Annotated in this window: 20 protein-coding genes; 12 read left to right on the top strand and 8 right to left on the bottom strand. The window is 62.4% G+C overall.

The features are described 5' to 3' along the window. Positions 1–14: 14 nt before the first annotated feature. The 5 genes from ACPWMG_RS10200 (at position 15) to ACPWMG_RS10180 (ending at position 3541) form a co-directional block, all read left to right on the top strand. Entirely contained in the window at positions 15–320 is a 306-nt protein-coding gene (locus ACPWMG_RS10200; RefSeq protein WP_483304528.1) for a DUF1330 domain-containing protein, read from the top strand. Between the two features lie 59 nt (positions 321–379). Then, on the top strand, positions 380–1663 hold the full coding sequence (eno, locus tag ACPWMG_RS10195) for a phosphopyruvate hydratase (RefSeq protein ID WP_483304527.1): 1284 nt from the start codon (positions 380–382) through the stop codon (positions 1661–1663). Positions 1664–1773: 110 nt separating this feature from the next. Further along, the gene (locus ACPWMG_RS10190) at positions 1774–2052 is read left to right on the top strand and encodes a septum formation initiator family protein (protein WP_483304526.1); all 279 of its coding nucleotides are present in this window, start codon (positions 1774–1776) and stop codon (positions 2050–2052) included. A 152-nt stretch (positions 2053–2204) separates the two neighbouring features. Further along, the gene (pnuC, locus tag ACPWMG_RS10185; protein ID WP_483304525.1) at positions 2205–2846 is read left to right on the top strand and encodes a nicotinamide riboside transporter PnuC; all 642 of its coding nucleotides are present in this window, start codon (positions 2205–2207) and stop codon (positions 2844–2846) included. Further along, positions 2843–3541, top strand: a complete 699-nt coding sequence (locus ACPWMG_RS10180; protein ID WP_483304524.1) for an AAA family ATPase — start codon at positions 2843–2845, stop codon at positions 3539–3541. The genes pnuC and ACPWMG_RS10180 overlap by 4 nt, the downstream gene beginning before the upstream one ends. Positions 3542–3567: 26 nt before the next feature. Here ACPWMG_RS10180 and ACPWMG_RS10175 read toward each other — a convergent pair whose 3' ends face one another. The 4 genes from ACPWMG_RS10175 to hslO all read right to left on the bottom strand — a co-directional run bounded on the left by ACPWMG_RS10175 (position 3568) and on the right by hslO (position 7962). After that, on the bottom strand, positions 3568–4680 hold the full coding sequence (locus ACPWMG_RS10175; protein ID WP_483304523.1) for an LLM class flavin-dependent oxidoreductase: 1113 nt from the start codon (positions 4678–4680) through the stop codon (positions 3568–3570). A gap of 29 nt (positions 4681–4709) precedes the next feature. Further along, positions 4710–5096, bottom strand: a complete 387-nt coding sequence (locus ACPWMG_RS10170; RefSeq protein ID WP_483304522.1) for a 4Fe-4S dicluster domain-containing protein — start codon at positions 5094–5096, stop codon at positions 4710–4712. A gap of 9 nt (positions 5097–5105) precedes the next feature. Further along, positions 5106–6722, bottom strand: coding sequence for an FAD-dependent oxidoreductase (locus ACPWMG_RS10165; protein ID WP_483304521.1), 1617 nt, complete (start codon positions 6720–6722; stop codon positions 5106–5108). A 256-nt stretch (positions 6723–6978) separates the two neighbouring features. Further along, positions 6979–7962, bottom strand: coding sequence for an Hsp33 family molecular chaperone HslO (gene hslO, locus ACPWMG_RS10160; protein ID WP_483304520.1), 984 nt, complete (start codon positions 7960–7962; stop codon positions 6979–6981). A gap of 195 nt (positions 7963–8157) precedes the next feature. On the opposite strand from hslO, the gene ACPWMG_RS10155 reads away from it, so the two are divergent. Further along, the gene (locus ACPWMG_RS10155; protein WP_483304519.1) at positions 8158–8508 is read left to right on the top strand and encodes a GlpM family protein; all 351 of its coding nucleotides are present in this window, start codon (positions 8158–8160) and stop codon (positions 8506–8508) included. A gap of 18 nt (positions 8509–8526) precedes the next feature. Here the strand turns inward: ACPWMG_RS10155 and ACPWMG_RS10150 are convergent, their stop codons facing one another. Continuing rightward, positions 8527–9051 (bottom strand): gamma carbonic anhydrase family protein, encoded by a 525-nt coding sequence (locus ACPWMG_RS10150; RefSeq protein ID WP_483304518.1) that lies wholly within the window; start codon positions 9049–9051, stop codon positions 8527–8529. Positions 9052–9100: 49 nt separating this feature from the next. Between ACPWMG_RS10150 and ACPWMG_RS10145 the strand changes: the two genes are divergently transcribed. From ACPWMG_RS10145 to ACPWMG_RS10135, 3 genes are all read left to right on the top strand, one after another. Continuing rightward, positions 9101–9907, top strand: coding sequence for a ferritin-like domain-containing protein (locus ACPWMG_RS10145; RefSeq protein WP_483304517.1), 807 nt, complete (start codon positions 9101–9103; stop codon positions 9905–9907). Positions 9908–10048: 141 nt separating this feature from the next. After that, complete coding sequence (locus tag ACPWMG_RS10140; protein WP_483304516.1) at positions 10049–11332, top strand: EAL and HDOD domain-containing protein; 1284 nt, start codon at positions 10049–10051, stop codon at positions 11330–11332. A 124-nt stretch (positions 11333–11456) separates the two neighbouring features. Then, complete coding sequence (locus tag ACPWMG_RS10135; RefSeq protein WP_483304515.1) at positions 11457–12731, top strand: EAL and HDOD domain-containing protein; 1275 nt, start codon at positions 11457–11459, stop codon at positions 12729–12731. A gap of 52 nt (positions 12732–12783) precedes the next feature. Here ACPWMG_RS10135 and ACPWMG_RS10130 read toward each other — a convergent pair whose 3' ends face one another. From ACPWMG_RS10130 to ACPWMG_RS10120, 3 genes are all read right to left on the bottom strand, one after another. Then, positions 12784–13782, bottom strand: coding sequence for a Bug family tripartite tricarboxylate transporter substrate binding protein (locus ACPWMG_RS10130; RefSeq protein ID WP_483304514.1), 999 nt, complete (start codon positions 13780–13782; stop codon positions 12784–12786). A gap of 89 nt (positions 13783–13871) precedes the next feature. Then, positions 13872–14786 carry a site-specific tyrosine recombinase XerD gene (xerD, locus tag ACPWMG_RS10125; protein ID WP_483304513.1) on the bottom strand — a complete coding sequence of 305 codons (915 nt, stop codon included), beginning with the start codon at positions 14784–14786 and terminating at the stop codon, positions 13872–13874. Between the two features lie 48 nt (positions 14787–14834). Next, entirely contained in the window at positions 14835–15938 is a 1104-nt protein-coding gene (locus ACPWMG_RS10120) for a mandelate racemase/muconate lactonizing enzyme family protein (RefSeq protein WP_483304512.1), read from the bottom strand. 167 nt (positions 15939–16105) lie between these two features. Between ACPWMG_RS10120 and ACPWMG_RS10115 the strand changes: the two genes are divergently transcribed. The 3 genes from ACPWMG_RS10115 to yddG all read left to right on the top strand — a co-directional run bounded on the left by ACPWMG_RS10115 (position 16106) and on the right by yddG (position 18159). Then, positions 16106–16651, top strand: coding sequence for a DUF4256 domain-containing protein (locus ACPWMG_RS10115; RefSeq protein WP_483304511.1), 546 nt, complete (start codon positions 16106–16108; stop codon positions 16649–16651). A 61-nt stretch (positions 16652–16712) separates the two neighbouring features. After that, positions 16713–17060, top strand: coding sequence for a hypothetical protein (locus tag ACPWMG_RS10110; protein ID WP_483304510.1), 348 nt, complete (start codon positions 16713–16715; stop codon positions 17058–17060). Between the two features lie 49 nt (positions 17061–17109). After that, on the top strand, positions 17110–18159 hold the full coding sequence (gene yddG / locus ACPWMG_RS10105; protein ID WP_483304509.1) for an aromatic amino acid DMT transporter YddG: 1050 nt from the start codon (positions 17110–17112) through the stop codon (positions 18157–18159). Positions 18160–18354: the final 195 nt, after the last annotated feature.

Genomic DNA, 18354 nt, shown 5'->3' with positions numbered 1-18354 from the left:
CATCAGGACACACCATGCCCGCTGCTTACTTGATTGTTGACATGCAGATCTCCGACATGGAGCAGTACAAAAAGTACATGTCGGAGGCCCCTGCGGCAGTGGCTGCAGCGGGTGGTGAATACCTGGTGCGCGGGGGCCGCTTCGAGACCCTGGAAGGCGACTGGGAACCAGCCCGCATCGCGATGCTGCGCTTCCCCAGTTATGAAGCCGCCAAAAACTTCTACGACGCCGAACAATACCGTGCCGCACGCGCCAAACGAGAAGGCGCCACCACGTTCTTCAACATGGTGTTGGTCGAGGGCGTCGCCGCGCCTGTGTAAGTCACTGCAGGCGACCAAGCGCGAAGATTGAGATTATTTTTATAGCCTTAAGGAAAAAAATGAGTGCAATTGTTGATATCGTCGGCCGCGAAGTTCTCGACTCGCGTGGCAACCCTACCGTCGAGTGCGACGTGTTGCTGGAATCCGGCGTCATGGGCCGTGCGGCTGTGCCATCGGGCGCGTCCACAGGTTCGCGCGAAGCCATTGAGCTGCGCGACGGCGACAAGAAACGTTACCTGGGCAAAGGCGTGCTCAAGGCCGTTGAAAACATCAACACCGAAATCTCCGAAGCCGTGCTCGGCCTCGACGCTTCTGAACAAGCCTTCCTCGACAAGACCCTGATCGACCTCGACGGCACCGAAAACAAGGGCCGCCTGGGTGCCAACGCCATGTTGGCCGTGTCGATGGCCGTGGCGCGCGCCGCAGCGGAAGAGTCTGGCCTGCCGCTGTACCGCTATTTCGGCGGCATGAGCGCGGTGCAAATGCCCGTGCCCATGATGAACGTCATGAACGGTGGCGAGCACGCCAACAACAACCTCGACCTGCAAGAGTTGATGATCATCCCCGTGGGCGCTCCCAGCTTCCGCGAAGCGCTGCGCTACGGCGCCGAGGTGTTCCACGCGCTGAAGAAAATCCTGCACGACAAGAACATCAGCACCGCCGTGGGCGACGAAGGTGGCTTTGCCCCCAACGTGGCCAACCACGAAGCGGCCATCCAGATGATTCTGGACGCCATCACCGCCGCTGGCTACGTGCCTGGCGAGCAAATCGCCCTGGGCCTGGACTGCGCCGCCTCTGAGTTCTACAAAGACGGCAAGTACCACCTTGAAGGCGAAGGCCTGGTATTGACCGGCGAAGAGTGGATCAACGTGATGGCCACGTGGTGCGACAAGTACCCCATCATCAGCATCGAAGACGGCATGGCCGAAGGTGACTGGGACGGCTGGAAGCTGCTGACCGACCGCCTGGGCAAGAAGGTGCAAATCGTCGGCGACGACCTGTTCGTCACCAACACCAAGATCCTGCAAGAAGGCATCGAGAAGAACATCGCCAACTCGATCCTGATCAAGATCAACCAGATCGGCACGCTGACCGAAACCTTCGCCGCCATTGAGATGGCCAAGCGCGCGGGCTACACCGCCGTGGTGAGCCACCGCTCGGGTGAAACCGAAGACTCGACCATCGCCGACATCGCTGTGGGCACCAACGCCGGCCAGATCAAGACCGGTAGCTTGAGCCGCTCGGACCGCATGGCCAAGTACAACCAACTGCTGCGCATCGAGGAAGACCTGGGCGAAATCGCCGTCTACCCTGGCCGCGCTGCGTTCTACAACTTGCGCTGAAAGCTGGCTCGGCCATGCCGCTGACAACACCCCGCCTCCCAGTTGCTCTTCTTTGCAGGAGCGCGGGTCGGGGTTTTGTTTTGTGGCTTGGCCTAACCTGACCCTCCGACATGGGCTCACGCCTCGTTCCCGCCGTTTTGCTGGCCTTGTTGGCCGTGCTGCACGCCCAGCTTTGGCTGGGCCGCGGCAGCATTCCCGAAGTTGGCCAGATGCGCATCAAACTGGCTGAACAAAAAGAAAAAAATGCCACCGCGCAGTTGGCCAACGACCGCCTCACGGCCGAGGTACGCGACCTGAAAGAGGGTCTTGAGATGGTGGAAGACCGTGCTAGAACAGAACTCGGCATGGTCAAACCCAACGAAATCTTCGTTCACGTAAGCACGAAGTGAACACCCCCAGTCTTCGCGCACTACGTGTCGCTGCGCCAACCCCCTTGCAGGGAGCGAAGCCTGCGGCCTGGCAAAGCCAGTTCCGCGGCATCCCATGATGAAGACGGTCACGACCTGCACGACTGTTAAGCCCTGTCTCGCTCTGAATTGAAATGACCGCTGTTTGGGATTGGTTATGGGCGCTCGCCGAGCAGAGCGCATTCACGCTTTGGGGTGCGCCAACGACTTGGCTAGAGCTTGTCGCTGTGGTGCTCGCCCTTGTGATGGTCGGCTGCAACATCCGCGAAATCCATTGGGGTTGGCCGCTGGCGATTGCCAGTTCGCTGCTCTATGGCGAGCTTTTTTGGCGCAACCGCTTGTATGGTGATGCGGCGCTGCAAGGTGTTTTTGTGGTGGTGGCGTTTTGGGGCTGGTGGCAGTGGCTGCGCGGCCACAATGCCGATGGCCAGCACTTGCATGTGCAGCGGCTAACCCGCAGCGGCTTCGTCAAAACCATAGCAGCCTGCGCAGTACTGTGGCCTGTTACCGGCCTCATTCTTAAAAACTTTACCAACACCGATGTGCCGTGGTGGGATGCATTCCCCACGGCCGTCAGCCTGGTTGGGCAATTTTTGCTGGGGCGTAAATACGTTGAAAATTGGCTGATTTGGGTGGCGGTCAACACCGTCAGCGTGGGGCTGTTCGCCTACAAAGGTCTGTGGCTCACCGCCGTGCTCTACACCTTGTTCATCGGCTTGAGTGTGGCGGGCTGGCGGGCTTGGCAGGCGCGGCTTAAGGGTCAAACACAGCCGTGAAAAGAACCATCATCACGGTGGCCCTGCTCGGCACCGAAAGCACCGGCAAAACCGCGCTCGCCGCCGCCATGGCGCAAGCCTTGACCGCGCAGGGCCACCGCGTGGCCGTGGTTGCCGAATGGCTGCGCGAATGGTGCGACATCGAAGGCCGCACGCCGCGCCCTGATGAACAACTGGCGATTGCCGAAACCCAAGCGCGGCGCGTAGTAGAGGCCGCCGAACGCCTGGCCACCGAGCCGACCGACCACCCCGAGCGACCAGCCTACGTCATCGCCGACACCACCCCGCTGATGACCGCCGTCTACAGCGACTGGCTGTTTCAAGACGCGACACTTTACCCCATGGCGCTGGCGCACCAGAAAACCTTCACCCACACCTTGGTCACCGGCCTGGACTTGCCCTGGGTGGCAGACGGCCTGCAGCGCGATGGAGCCCATGTACGCGAACCGATTGACGCGCTGCTGCGCAGCCAATTGGCGAACGGCGGTGTGGCCTACAAGGTGGTCTACGGCACGGGCGAAGACCGGCTGCACAATGCCCTGCTTGCTATCAACTTCGCAGCAGTCTCCGCAGCTACACCAGGCGCTAACGGCACAAAAAGCTTAAAGGGATCAAAAAACTGGGTCTGGGCGTGCGACAAATGCAGCGACCCAGAATGTGAACACCGCCTGTTCACCCACTTGACGGCGCCCTGATCCCTCCTCCGATCCGAGTGCAGGGACTAGGCGGCCACCGCCTCGGACACCGCCTGACTGTGCTTCGACAAATCAGGACGGTTCAGCGCCTGCGCCCGCACCAGGGGCAACAAGTCGCGGCCGTAGGCCACCGCATCGGCCAGCGGCTCGAAGCCACGGATCAAGAAGGTGCTGATGCCCAGGTCGCGGTAGTCCAGCAAGGCATCGGCCACTTGCTCGGGCGTGCCAACCAGTGCGGTCGAATTGCCTTGCGCGCCCAACAGGCCAGCGATGCCGGTCCACAGGCGCTTGTCGAGGCGGTCGCCTTGGGCGGCTGCGGCCAGCAAGCGCTGCGAACCGACATTCAGCGGCGCGGCTTTGTTCAGCTTGCCGTTGCGTGCGGCCAAGGCGCGGGCTTGTTCCAGAATGCGGTCGGCACGCGCCCAGGCCGCTGCTTCGGTGTCGGCCAGGATGGGACGCAGCGACAGGCTGAAGCGGATCGTGCGGCCATGCTTCGCGGCAGCGGCACGCACACGCGCCACCGTCTCCCGCACCTGGTCGTGGGTTTCGCCCCACAGCGCGTACACGTCGGCATGGCGGCCGGCCACCTCGATGGCCGCGTCTGACGAACCGCCGAAGTACACCGGAATGTGCGGCACCTGCGGCGAACGCACATGCGAGAAAGCTTGTTCGTAGCGGTAGAAGCGGCCTTGGTGGTTGAAGGGCTCGGTACTCGTCCAGACCTTGCGCACCACTTCCAGGTATTCGTCGCTGCGCGCGTAACGTTCCTCCTTGTCGATGAAGCTGCCGTCCTGGCGCATCTCGACCTCGTTGCCGCCGGTGATGATGTGCACGGCCGAGCGGCCGCCGGTGATGACGTCCAGCGTGGCGAGTTGACGCGCCGCCAGCGTCGGCTGCGTGAAGCCCGGCCGGTGCGCCACCATGAAGCCCAGGCGCTTGGTGACTGAAGCCGCGTGCGCCGCCACCAGAATGCTTTCTGGAGACGTGGAATGAAAGGCCACCAGCGCGCGGTCAAAGCCGCCTTGCTCGTGGATGCGGGCTGCTTCCTCCACGTGTGCGAGGTCGAGGCCAGAGCGCGGCGCATCGATGATTTCGGAACTGTGCTGGGTGCCGATGTAGCCAATGAATTCGAGGGACATGGAAAGATTCCTTGGTGAAGTAATGAGGTTCAGGTTGTTTGGCTGAGCGAGGTGTGTGGTGCGGCTGCAGCACTGGACGGCAGCGTGCGCGCCATGCGAAACACCTCGTCCATGCGCCAGTGTTCGTTGGCCCGGCTACCCTCCCACTCATGCCAGCCGGAGTCGCGGCGAAACTGGCCGAGCAGGCCGGCTTGGCGCACGGCGGCAGGATCGAGCGGCGTGGGGCCGGTGCAGTCTGGCGCTACAAACAGCGCGTCGGCCTGGCAGAACAACTCGCACATGAAGCAGGTTTGGCAGTCGGCTTGCCGCGCAATCACGGGGCGGCCGTCAGCGCCGATGTCGAAGACGTTGGTGGGGCATGCGGTGACGCAATCGCCGCAAGCCGTGCAGGCGTCGGAGTAGACAAGTTCAATCATGAGGGCTTGTTAGACAAGGGTGGTCAGTTGCTGGGGTTCTGCGATGGCCGGAGGCCGGGGTGCTTGGGTTTCGGGCCGCACCCACACGTTGTCGAGTCCGCCAACCTCTAGGCGGTGCGCCTGGGCAGGGTCGCTGGCGGGGTGGTCGTCGCGCTGGTGCATGCCACGGCTTTCACGGCGTTGCAGGGCGGCCGCGACGGACCAGCGTGCGGTCGCGGCCATGGCCGCTGCCTCGCGCAGCCGCAATGGGTCAACGGGATCATGGCCGTGGTCGCACAGCTCGCTCCACACCGATTCCAGAACCCGCGCTGAATCTTGCAGGCCCGCGCCGGTGCGGAATAGGTTGCGGTCATAAGGGTGCATCTGCGCCTGCACAGCCACTACCCCTTGCCGCGTGTCCACCTCGCGCACGCCGCGTGCGGGCCGCAAACCGGCCTGGCCCAACGGCTCCAGGGCACTGACCACAGGCGCACGTTGGCGTGCGAAGTCCGCAGCAGCACGTGCGGCCCAATGCGCCGACGACAGCGCCCAGGCCGAGTTCTGCGCGCCACCACCCGAGATGGCACCAGCCACCAGTTCACGCGTGGCCGCGTCTCCTGCGGCGTAGAGGCCGGGCACACCCACGCTGCAGTCGCCACCGGTCACCCGCAGGCCGCCGGTGCCACGAATGGTGCCGTCGTTGTGCAGGGTGACCTCGAAGCGGTCGTGCCAGGGATCGATGCCCCAGCGGTCGAAAGGCAGCATCACGTTGGGTGAAATGGTGGGCAACCAGTGGCGCACCTGATCGGGCATGCGGTCGAAGCGGCAGAAGACAGGGCCTTGCAGCAACGCGCGCGCCAGGGCACGGCTGTTGTCGGGGCCGGCCGGCACCTCCAGTGCACGGCCAGCCGCATCGGTGTAGCTGGCGTAGGCGTACGACATGGCGCGCGTCATGTTCGAGCGTTTCGGCGCCACCGTGTAGGCGGCGGTGAACTCCATGCCCGATAACGTGGCGCCTGCCTCCGCGCCCATCAGGTAACCGTCACCCGTGTTGTTGTGAGCGCCCAGCAAGTGCGAGCGAAAGCTGGTGCCGCCGGTCGCCAGCAGCACGGCCCCGGCGCTGATCTGCCAAGGGCAGTTGCCGTGCTGGCGTTGCACGCCGCGCGCGCCAGCAATGCTGCCGTCGCTTGCGCGCAGCAGTTCCAGCGCAGGCCAGTGGTCCAGAATACGCACGCCCAGGTCGAGGGCCAGACTGCGCAGCGCACGCATGTATTCCGGTCCGCGCAGGCCACGGTACTGCAGCGCACCGGCCTCGTTGCGCGGGAAGTTGTAGTGGCTGGCCAAGGTGGGCAGCACGCGCCAGGTGAGGTCGATGACACCCGCCATCCACTGCGGGTCACCCAAGCCAGCCGCGCCCAGGTTGCGTGCGGCGATGGCGCTGGGCCGCGCATCCGGCGGGTCGGGTGGCACCCACCAGTGGCCCGGCCCGGCGGTAGCGGTGACACCGCTGGTGCCGCAGTAGCCTTTGTCCACCAAGATCACCGCAGCGCCTGCGCGGCTCGCAGCAATGGCGGCCCACGCGCCGGCCATGCCGCCGCCGATCACCAGCACGTCGGTCTTCAGCGCGACGGTGTCGGGCGCGGTCACGACGACGGCCTCGCGCGGGCTGGGTTAAACAACGAAAAAAATGTCATGGGCTGCGGGATCTCGTGGATCGGAACGAGCCCTTAGCCTATGCGCATGCCATCCATTTTCGAAATGAAAAAACCGTCCTTCGATAGAAGCATTCCAAGCATATGGACGCTATCCACGAAAAGGACGGTCTGCTGCAGCCTTCAAAAAGAGACTGGCATCTGGACGGTATTCAGGCGGCACCCGGGCGGGCCCGCAGCACATCAAGCCATCACTGAACCGAAGACGGCCCAGGCAAGGTGACATCCGGCTTGACAAACAACTGCGCCGCGTCCACCGCATCAAAGCGGTACATCTGGCCGCAGAACTCGCACCCAACTTCCACGTCCTCGCGCTCCGACAAGATGCTTTCCACCTCGTCGCGGCCCAGCGACTGGATCATCGAGCCCACGCGCTCGCGGCTGCAGGTGCAGTGAAAGCGTGGCGCGGTGGCACCGATGTGCGGCGTGAACATCAACACCTGCTCTTCCCAGAACAGGCGGCGCAAAATCGTGTCGACGTCGAGCGACAGCAGCTCTTCGCGCTTCAGCGTGGAGGCCAAGTGTGCAATGCGGTTGTAATCTTCGTTGATGCCGATGCCGTCTTCGTTGGCCTCGGCACCGGCCGCCAGGTTGCCTTCGCCCTTGGCGGGCAGGCGCTGGATCAACAGGCCGGCAGCGGTTTTTTCATCGGCAGCCAGCACCAGCAACGTGTCGAGTTGCTCGCTCTGCAGCATGTAGTGCTGCAGCACGTCGCTCACCTTTTCCAGCTTCTCGCGCTTGTCGCCATACAACGGCACCACGCCCTGGTACGGCTGCTGGCCGGGGAACTTGGTTTTCGGATCGAGCGTGATGGCGCAGCGGCCTTCGTTGTGCTGGTTGACCATGGTGCTCAGCGTGGCGTCGGCGGGCACGTCGCCCATCACGCTGGCGGTGGTGCGAAACGCCATGTCGGGCTGCACCTCGACCACAGCCAGCTTGACCGGGCCGTCGCCAAACACCTGTAACACCAGCGCGCCGTCGAACTTGATGTTCGACTGCATCAGCACCGCTGCAGCCGTCATCTCGCCCAGCAACTCGGCCACGGGGGCGGGGTAGCCCTCCACCGTGGTGTTCGAAGCACGGCGCTTCAAGATCTCTTGCCAGGCATCGGTCAAACGCACAATGGAGCCGCGCACTGGCAGGCCGTCGAATAGGAATTTATGGAGTTCAGACACGCGTTGTCCTCGTGTGAAAAGGTCGGCCACAGCGGCTGCGAACAATCGGCAGCGCACGGGGCACGATCAAAATGGGGGAGTTAACGGGGATTGTATGGAGTTCACGACGCCACGACACCCCTGCCTGCCCATAGCCGGACGCGGCCCCCTAGAATTTGCGGCTCACCTGCACGCCCACTCCAAACACCGTCCTCCATGTTCTCGCTGATTCTGAAATGCTCATTAGGTGCGCTTGCCGTACTGGTGATCGCCCTACTCTCCAAGTCCAAAAGCTTCTTCATCGCGGGGCTGGTGCCGCTGTTCCCCACTTTCGCGCTGATCGCGCACTACATCGTGGGCAGCGAACGCTCCGCCGCCGCGCTGCGCACTACAGCCCTGTTCGGCCTTTGGTCGCTGGTGCCCTATGCGGTGTATTTGTTTACGGTGTATTGGCTCAGCGTGCGCGTGAGCTTGATCAATACCCTGCTGCTCGCCACGGTGGCGTGGGCGGCGGCGGCGGCGGTGTTGCTGCTGGTGTGGTTTAAGGTTTACCCGGCAGGGGGCTAACGCACACGCTCAAAGGGTTCAGCCAATCTTCTTCAATCCCGCCCGAAATCGCCGCGCGTTCTCTTGGTAATGCTCTGCGCTGCGACGCAGGCCGGCGATCTGCTCGGGTGTAAGTTGGCGCACCACCTTGGCGGGGCTGCCCAGAATCATCGAGCCATCGGGGAACTCTTTGCCCTCGGTGACCAGCGAACCCGCGCCCACCAGGCAGTTTTTGCCGATCTTGGCGCCATTGAGCACGATGGCGCCAATGCCGATCAAGGATTCATCGCCGATGGTGCAGCCGTGCAGCATCACCTTGTGGCCGATGGTGACGTTTTCGCCAATGACCAGCGGCACGCCGTGATCGGCATGCAAAACGCTCAAATCTTGCACGTTGGAGCCCCTGCCCACGGTGATGTGGTCGCTGTCGCCCCGCGCCACCACCCCAAACCACAGGCTGCTGCCCTCCTCCAAAGTGACGGTGCCCATCACCTGGGCGCTGTCCGCCACCCAGGCGGTGGGGGCGATTTGGGGGGCAACGCCGTCGAGTTCGTAAATGGCCATGGCTGATCTCCTGGGTTTCTGTTCGTGGGATTTTTTTACAATCATAGCGATGGACCTCCGCCAATCTGCCCTGCATGCCCTGTGCCTCGTCAATCCCGAAGAAAAAGTGGCCGCTACGTATGACCTGTATGCGCAGGCAGCTTCTCTTTCAATAGCAAAAGGCGTTTGGTCAATGCCGCCAGAGGTGCCCGGCCGCCCCAGCCGCCCGGAGTTGTTCGAGCGCATCAAAAAGCCGCAACGCTCGCTTTTCATCCTGGAAGGCCGTGCGGCGCTGATCCACAGCATTGCGCACATCGAGTTCAACGCCATCAACCTGGCACTCGACGCGGTTTGGCGCTTCGACGATATGCCGCCCGCCTATTATCTCGACTGGTTGCGCGTGGCCGCCGAGGAGGCCAAACACTTCACCCTGCTGCGCGCGCACCTGCAGACCTTGACCGACGGCATCCAGCACTGGGACTATGGCAACTTTCCCGCACACGACGGTCTGTGGACCATGTGCGACAAAACCAGCGATGACATCGTGGCCCGCATGGCCCTGGTGCCGCGCACCCTGGAGGCCCGGGGGTTGGACGCCACACCGCTGATTCAGGACAAACTGCGCCGCGTGGCCACGCCCGACGCGCTGGCGGCGGTCGACATTCTGGACATCGTGCTGCGCGAAGAAGTCGGCCACGTGGCCATTGGCAACCACTGGTACCGCTGGTGCTGCGAACGTGCCGGTTTTGACCCCGTGGCGCACTATGGCGTGCTGACCGAACGCTACCAAGCCCCCAAGCTACGCCCGCCTTTTAATGCCCGGGCACGGCGTGCAGCGGGTTTCTCAGATGTTGAACTGGCCTTTTTAACGGAGTAGCGCGCAATAGCGGCGTTGTTGCTAGTTCGCTGCAACAATACGGCACAAGACAAATTCGCCAGACAATGCAGATCAGGTGCTTAGACCCTGTTCAACCTGTTTTTCTCGAACGGAAGCCCGGCCACAAGACATCATCAAGACATGACGAACCCCAGCGACCGACTCAACTCTGATTCCTCCACCGACAAGGCCACCGACCCTGCCGCGCACTATGCGCTGATGGCGCGCCAGCCCATCGTCGACAAAGATGGCAACGTTTTTGGCTACGAGCTGTACAACCGCTCGGTGATCGACGCCGTACACACCGCCGCCACCGACATGGCCATGGTGTTCAGCGCGCTGACCAACGCCTCGGGAGAGTCGCTGATCGGCGACCGCACCGTGTTTGTCAACTGCACCCACGAGACTTTGGCCGGTGGCCACCTCGACTTGCTGCCCGCCGAGCAAATCGTGCTGGAAGTACGCTCGGTAGACGGTCACGAGCAGGCCAACATTCAGGGTCGGGCCCAGGCGTTAGATGAATTGCGCGCCCGTGGTTTCCGCCTGGCTTTCAGCCACGTGCTGCTGGCGCCGGCTTATGGCTCGTGGCAAAACCTGGCCGACTTTGTGAAGCTCAACGTGGCCGCCCTGCCCGCCACGCAGTTGCAAGCCGTGGTGGCCGCCGCCTTGAGCCGCGCACCGCAGGCCCGCATCGTGGCCGAAAAGGTCGAGACCGAAGAACAATTCAAGGCGCTGGCGTCATACGGCGTGGAGCTGTTCCAAGGCTACTGGTTTGCCAAGCCCACCGAAATCATGGCCAAGGTGATGTCGCCCGGCCAGGCGACCATCCTGCAATTGGTCAACCTGGTGCGCACCAACGCCGACATCGACGAGATCGAAGACGTGCTCAAGCGCGACACCCTGCTCGGCTTCAACCTGCTGCGCCTGATCAACTCCGCCGGCTTTGGCATGCGCCAGGAAATCACCTCGTTCCGCCAGGCGGTGATGCTGCTGGGCATGAAACGGCTGTTCCGCTGGGCCGCGTTGCTGCTCAGCACCGCCTTGTCGGACTCGCAAGGTGTGGCCTTGTCGGCCACGGCCATCGTGCGCGGCCGTCTGATGGAGCTACTGGCCACGGCGGCCGACCGCCCTCAAGAAGACCGCGACACCGCGTTTGTGGTGGGCATGTTCTCGCTGCTGGACGTGATCTTGCGCGTGCCCATGGCCCAGGCCCTCAACCTGCTGCCTCTGCCCGACGACATCACCAACGCCATCGAACACCAAAGCGGCCCCTATGGCGAAATGCTGCGCCTGACCCTGGCATGCGAAAACGTCGACGACAACGCTTTTGCCAGCGCCGCACGCGCGCTGGGGCTAAACAATCAGCAGATCAACATGGCGCACATGGACGCCCTACTCTGGGCCGACAACCTGCCACTGGAATAAGCCCCTCGTCAAAACCTCTGCGGGACGTCCACTAGATCGCCCCGATTTGCACTGTGTTACCAACCTCCAAGGAGTGACTTTGGTTCTTCTTTAGAATCAAGTCACCACCCGCACCACCGCTCCAATGTCCACGATTCCCGACCAGCTTTCTTCGATGCGCCAGTCCCTTGAGGCTGAATCAGGCACCCATGCCGTGATCGCCCGCCAGGCCATCGTCGACGAAAACCGAGGCGTTTTCGGCTACGAGCTGTTCGACCGCTCTTTGGCCGTAGACGCCCACACCGCCGAAAGCGATGCCGCGCTGCTGTTCAACGCGCTGTCGTTCTCTGACACCGAGGCGCTGGTCGGTAAAAAGCTGGTGTTCATCAACTGCACACTCGACAGCCTGGCCGGCGGCCACCTGGAGCTGGTGCACCCCGACAAAGTGGTGCTGGAAGTGCCACCCGTGGCCGGCGGTGCGGTAGAAGAAATCGAAGCCCGCGCCGTGCTGCTGGAAGAGTTGCGCAAGCGCGGGTTCCGCTTCGCCTTCAACCACACGGTGCTGACGCGCGGCTACGCCTCGTGGCGCGCGCTGGCGTCGTTCGTCAAGCTCGACATGGTGGCCTTGAAGCCCGACATGGTGTTGCCTTTTGTGCGCTTTGCGCAGGCCAACACCACGGCACAACTCATCGCCGAAAAGGTCGAAACCGCCGAGCAACACAAGCTGCTGGCCAGCTACGGCATCAAGCTGTTCCAGGGCTACTGGTTTGCCAAACCTTCGGTGGTGAAGGCGCAGCAAATCCGCCCGTCACAAGCCACCATCCTGCAGCTCATCAACCTGGTGCGCAAACAAGCCACCACGGCCGAAATTGAAGAACTGCTGAAAAAAGACCCGGCGCTGTCGTTCAACCTGCTGCGCTTCATCAACTCGTCCGGCTTTGGCTTGAGCTGCGAAATCACCTCGTTCCGCCACGCGGTGATGATCCTCGGCCTGAAGAAGCTGTTCCGCTGGGCGGCCTTGCTCATGACCACCTCGCGCAGCAGTGGCTCAGACCAGGCCGTGGGCCAAACCGCCGTGGTGCGCGGCCGCTTGATGGAGCTGCTGGCAGCAGAATTGTTATCGCCCGAAGAATGCGACAACGCCTTTGTGGTGGGCGTGTTCTCGCTGCTCGACACCATGCTGGGTGTACCGCTGGAGAAAGCTCTTGAGTCGGTAGCCTTGCCCCAACCCGTGCTCGACGCCCTGCTGCACCGCCAAGGTGTGTTCGCCCCGTTCCTGGAGCTGACCGAGGCTTGCGAGAGCGGCAACGACGAAGTGTTTGCACGCACGGCGAACGCCTTGCACCTGTCGAATAAACAAGTGAACTGGGCCCACTTGCAGGCCCTGGCCTGGGCCGAGTCGCTGACCGCCGAAGGCTAAGAACGGTCAGGCCGTTTCCCCGCCGCAGCGCTGCTGCGGTGGTGCCGTGAGCTCAATCCAACTTGATGTTCGCCGCCTTGATGATGCGGGCGGTGTTTGCCGATTCCTGCGCGATCTGCTTTGCAAAGTCGGCCTGACTGCCGCCCGTGGGCACGTTGTCGGCCGCCAGCAAGCGCTCGCGCAGGTCGGGCAAGGCCAGGGCCTTGTTGATCTCGGCATTCAAGCGCTGCAGCACCGGTGCTGGCGTGGCGGCTGCCGCAAAAATGCCGAACAGCGACGTCATATTGGCCGCCGGAAAACCCAGCTCGGCCAACGTAGGCACTTGCGCCAACACTTCCACACGCGTGGGCGCCCCCACCGCCAGCGGCCGCAACTTGCCTGACTTGATGTGCTGTACCAGCGCCGCGCTCAGGTTCGTGGAGATCAATTCAAACTGACCGCTCAACGCATCGGTGAGTTGCTGCCCGGCACCCTTGTAGGGCACGTGCGTGAGTTCAATGCCAGCGGTGTGCTGAATCTGCTCCAGCATGATGTGGCCAACGGTGGCCAGGCCCGAGGTCGACCAGCGCACGCTGCCGGGTTTGGCTTTCGATTGCGCCACCACGTCTTTGAAATCTTTGCCCTGGAAAGCGCTGGTGGCCAACAGCACCACGGGCGAGTACATCACGCTGGCCACGGGGGCAATGTCTTTGGCCGGGTCGTACGCCAGCTTGCCCAGATGCGGGTTCAGCGCCAGCGGGCTGATGCTGGAGAAACCCAGCGTGTAGCCATCCGGTGCAGCCTTGGCCACCGCGTCCATGCCGATGCTGCCGCCCGCGCCCGCGCGGTTTTCCACCACCACCGGTGTGCCCAGTTGGGCGCTGAGCTTGTCACCCAGGGCGCGTGAGATGTTGTCGCTGACGCCGCCCGGTGGGTAGGCCACGATGATGCGAATGTTGCGCGATGGCCAGGCAGGTTGCGCTTGGCCCAAGCCCGGCAAGGTTGTCAGTGCGGCTCCAGCGGCGGCGGCGAGCCAATGGCGGCGGCGAAATGACATGGGCAGTTGAGACATCACAAGAATTCCAAAAACAAAAAGAGTTCTTATTTTCGGCCAAGCTGCAGCAAGACACCGCCGCGACTCGCCAAGTCCCCGCAGTCCGTTCAGCCGCGCGGATGGTGCTCGGCATGCAGCGACTTCAGCCGCTCGCGCGCCACGTGCGTGTAGATCGTGGTGGTGGAAATATCGGCATGCCCCAGCAGCATTTGCACGGCACGCAAATCGGCGCCGTGGTTCAGCAAATGGGTGGCAAACGCGTGGCGCAACGTGTGCGGCGACAGGGCCACATGAATGCCCGCCACCAGCGCATATTTGCGCACGATGAGCCAGAACATCATGCGCGTCATGGCGCGGCCGGCCTTGCTGCCACGGTGGGTGATGAACAGGTCGTCCGTCTGCCGCCCGGCCAGCAGTGCGGGCCGGCCCTCTTCCATATAGCGTTGCAGCCATTCGCGTGCCACATCGCCAAACGGCACCAGGCGTTCCTTGCTGCCTTTGCCCATGGTGCGCAACACGCCCTCGTTCAAGCCCAGGTGGTAGGTTTTGATTTGCACCAGCTCGCTCACACGCAGGCCGCTGGCGTACATCAGCTCGATCATGGCGCGGTCGCGCAGGCCCAGCGTGCTCCCCACGTCAGGTGCGTTCAGCAGCGCCTCCACTTGTGCTTCGCTCAGGGTCTTGGGCACGCGCAAGGCTTGGCGCGCGGCGTTCATCTTCAGCGTGGGGTCAACCGCAATCAGCCCTTCGCGCAGTGCCCAGCGAAAGTAGCGCTTGAACACCGTGAGCCGCCGGTTGGCCGATGTCGCTTTGGTGTTGCTATGGCGCGCCGCAAAGTACGCCTGCAAGTCGGCCTCGGCAGTGTGGTCAAGCGACTTGCCGTTGGGGTCCAGCCAGCGCACGTACAAATTCAAATCGCGCCGGTAGGCGCTGAGAGTGTTTTTAGACAAGCCTTCTTCGAGCCACAGGGCATCGATAAAGCGGTCAATACTGGCCAAACTGGCTTCAATCTTCGATGGCATGCGGCAGGATAGCGCATGGCACGGGCCATCCTTAACACATGCGCACCATCACACCCTAAAACGCTCCAACACGTCCATGTCAGGCGCAAAGCCCAGCCCCGGCGTGATTGGAATTTTGACCTTGCCCTGCTGCGGCAACGGCGTACCGCCCAAGGCGAAATCGGCGTGCGGCTCAATGTACAAGTGCTCGAACAAAGGCTCTGGCAATGGCGCACCCGGTATCCCCGCCAGCAGATGCAGCGTGGCGAAATAGCCGGGGCCGAAGTACGGCGAATGCGGCATGGGCGTGAGACCATGTTGGCCAGCAAGTTGCACCACGGCCATGAACTCCGTGATGCCGCCCACCTTGGTCACCGACGGCTGCGGGTACGTTACCGCGCCAGCCTCCAGCATGCGCGCAAACTCGTGGCGCGTGCAGGCGTTTTCACCAGCGCCCACGGGGAAGCGGTGGTTGATATTCGCCTGTGCGCGAATGGCCTCGGGCGGAAACACCGGCTCTTCCACCCACGCCACATCCGCCTCTTGCAGTGTGGCTACGCGCTCCAAGGCACCGGCTTCAGTCCAACTGCAGTTCACGTCAACAGAGATGTGAATGCCCGGCCCACACGCCCGCCGCCCGGCGCGAATCACGTCCGGGTCGACCTCGTGCAGCTTGACGTGGCGGTAACCCTGCGCCATCGCTTGGCGGCAATATTTGTCGACCAGCGCCACGTCGCCGTAACGCGTGAGACTGGCGTAGGCCGACACCTCCGTGCGCTGCGCAGGTCCCAGCAAGGCGCTCAGGGGCTGGCCCACGGCCTGGGCCGCAATGTCCCACAGCGCGATGTCGAAGCCCGAGATGGCAAACATGGTGATGCCATAGCGCCCAAAGATGTGCAGCTTGCGCTGCAACTCCAGCGTCAACCCTTCAGGCGTAGCAGGCAACTCGCGGCCCTGCAACAACGGCGCCACCATGGTGCGCGCCGCCGCTGCCACGGCCTGCCGGCACGAGTACGCAAAACACTCGCCCCAGCCCACGAGGCCGGTATCGGTCTCCACGCGCACCAACACAAATTCGAGCGTGTTCCAGCGCGTGGGGGTCACGCCCATGCCCGTGCCGCCGTCTTCAAATGGGACCACGGCTTCGATAATGTCGATCTTCTGAATTTTCATGGCGCTGCTGGGTGTTGGTGCTGAAAATGTACGGCCGCCCCTCACCGTTGAACATAGGGAATGGCATTAAGCACGCGCGCGGACGGCCTCGCTAACATCGGCCACACTGTTTATCCGAGCATGACCATTTAAGCCGTGCTCACATCACACTCCAGAGGAGTCAAGACATGAAAGCCCAAGAACGCGAGAGTCTGCTGAAGACATTGAAAGCGCGGTTTGAGAAGAACATGCATCGGCATGCCGACGTCAAGTGGGTCGATGTAGAGGCCCGCCTGCTGGCCAGCCCAGCCAAGTTGCAGTCATTGCACGAAATGGAAGAGACCGGCGGCGAACCCGATGTGATTGGGTCTGCGGCCAAGAACGGTGAAATCATCTTCTGCGATTGCGCCGCTGAAAGTCCCCAAGGACGCAGAAGCCTGTGCTACGACGCAGAAGCCTTGAACGCGCGCAAAGAAAACAAACCCGCAGGCGGCGCCATGGACGTGGCAGCAGCCATGGGCATCACGCTCCTCACCGAAGAACAGTACCGCCAACTCCAGACATTGGGCGAGTTCGACCTCAAAACCTCCAGTTGGATCGCGACGCCACCCGCCATCCGCAAACTGGGTGGCGCGTTGTTTTGCGATCGGCGTTACGGCCAAGTCTTCACGTACCACAACGGTGTGCAGTCCTACTACGCCGCGCGCGGCTTTCGCGGGGCCTTGAGCGTTTGAAAAAGCGTTTGAAGTGCAACGGTCAACGCGTGCGTCCACAGTTCTTCAAGATGCGCGCAATATGAAAACGATTCGATGGCCAACCGCTGCTTTGGCCTTATCCACAGTCGCAAGCATCGCCATAGCCGCAGGCGGCACGAGAACCTACAGACTGCCATGGCCTGTTGATGGTCAGATACTGGAATATCGCTCCTGTGGCTGTGCAGATGCATGTTGGAAGGCCGAAGTCAAAAACGCTCGCACCAAGGCTGTCGTCGCGACACTGCGTTGCGATTGCGAACACCTCTATTTTTCGAGCAAAGCACACTCCAAAGAGCAACTGCAGCCGCAGGCTTGTATGGCTATCGACGACAAGCCGCAGTTCATCAGGCAAACACTGGAAGAATCTTTGACGAAAGATTTGAAGTAATGCCTCCACGCATCATTTGGATTGGGTGGAGCCCGCTCAGTGCCCCGCCGTGCTTGGTGCAGACGACACGGCCTGGCTGACCACAGGCCGCCTGGCCGTCTCAGCTATCGTTTCAAATACAGTCTTTGCAGTTGGCTCCAGCGGGGTCGGCCCGAGTCATTTTTCCCCAACCACAATGAAGATAACAGCAGTCACCTCACCCGACCTTAAGCAAGAAAAAGCAGGAACACTCACAGGACTCGTCGCGGTTGTGTTGTGGAGTTCAACCGTCGGTCTCATTCGCAGTATCTCGGAGTTGCTCGGCCCCACAGGCGGGGCTGCCATGATTTTCAGCGTGGGCGGGATACTGGCCGCAGTAGTGCTCGGCGTTCCGCGGCCCGGCGCCTTCAACCGCGTCTATCTCTTTGTGGGCGGTGCTTTGTTCATCACCTACGAGATCTTCCTGGCGCTTTCGCTCGGGCTGGCGGCTAACCGTGCGCAGGCGTTGGAGCTTGGCATGATGAACTACATGTGGCCTTGCCTGACCATTGTGCTGGCGGTCATATTCAAGCAGCAAAAAAGCAATTGGGCCTTGTTTCCAGGGGCGGCTTTGAGCTTCGCTGGCCTTGTTTGGGTCATGAAAGGCGATGGCGACTGGTCGCCCGCAACACTGCTATCCAACCTGCAGAACAACCCGGTGGCCTACGGGCTTGCTGGCGGTGCGGCCATCTTGTGGGCCGCCTATTCGGTTCTGACAAAGAAATTTGGCGATGGCAAAAGCGGCGTGCCATTGTTCTTGTTGGGCACCGCCCTCATTCTCTGGATTCTTTACGCTTTAAGCCCGGAGCCGGCGCTGCATTTCACCTTTGGCGGAGTGGCCCAAGTCGTGGTGATGGGCGCGTTCATGGCAACCGCCTACTCGGCTTGGAACCACGGCATTCAAAAAGGCAACTTGACACTGCTGGCCGTGGCCTCTTACTTCACCCCCGTCTTGTCAGTGCTGCTCGCCAGTGTTTGGCTGAGCACGGCGCCCTCTTCATCGTTTTGGCAAGGCGTTGCCATGGTGACCATTGGCTCCGTCATCTGCTGGTGGTCTACACGCACGCGGGCGGGCTTGTAAGGCGCGCACCCTAGTGCCTGCGAAGGTCACCCGGCCCTCAGGATGCGGCAAACCAACGAAAACTGCCTGCGGAACGCCACGGGAACAGCCTCGGACATCCTCTCCTGATGCCCGGCCCGATCCGTTTCGCCCTCCCAGCGGCGCAGCCCACAAGAGATGCCTGGAAATCAGCATCCTGCGATAATGTGCCTCGCG

Source organism: Hydrophilobacter chitinilyticus (assembly GCF_049860745.1).
Taxonomy (GTDB): Bacteria; Pseudomonadota; Gammaproteobacteria; order Burkholderiales; family Burkholderiaceae_C; genus Rhodoferax_B.
The sequence above is the reverse complement of the archived record's forward strand: the minus strand, read 5'-3'. Positions and strand labels throughout refer to the sequence as shown.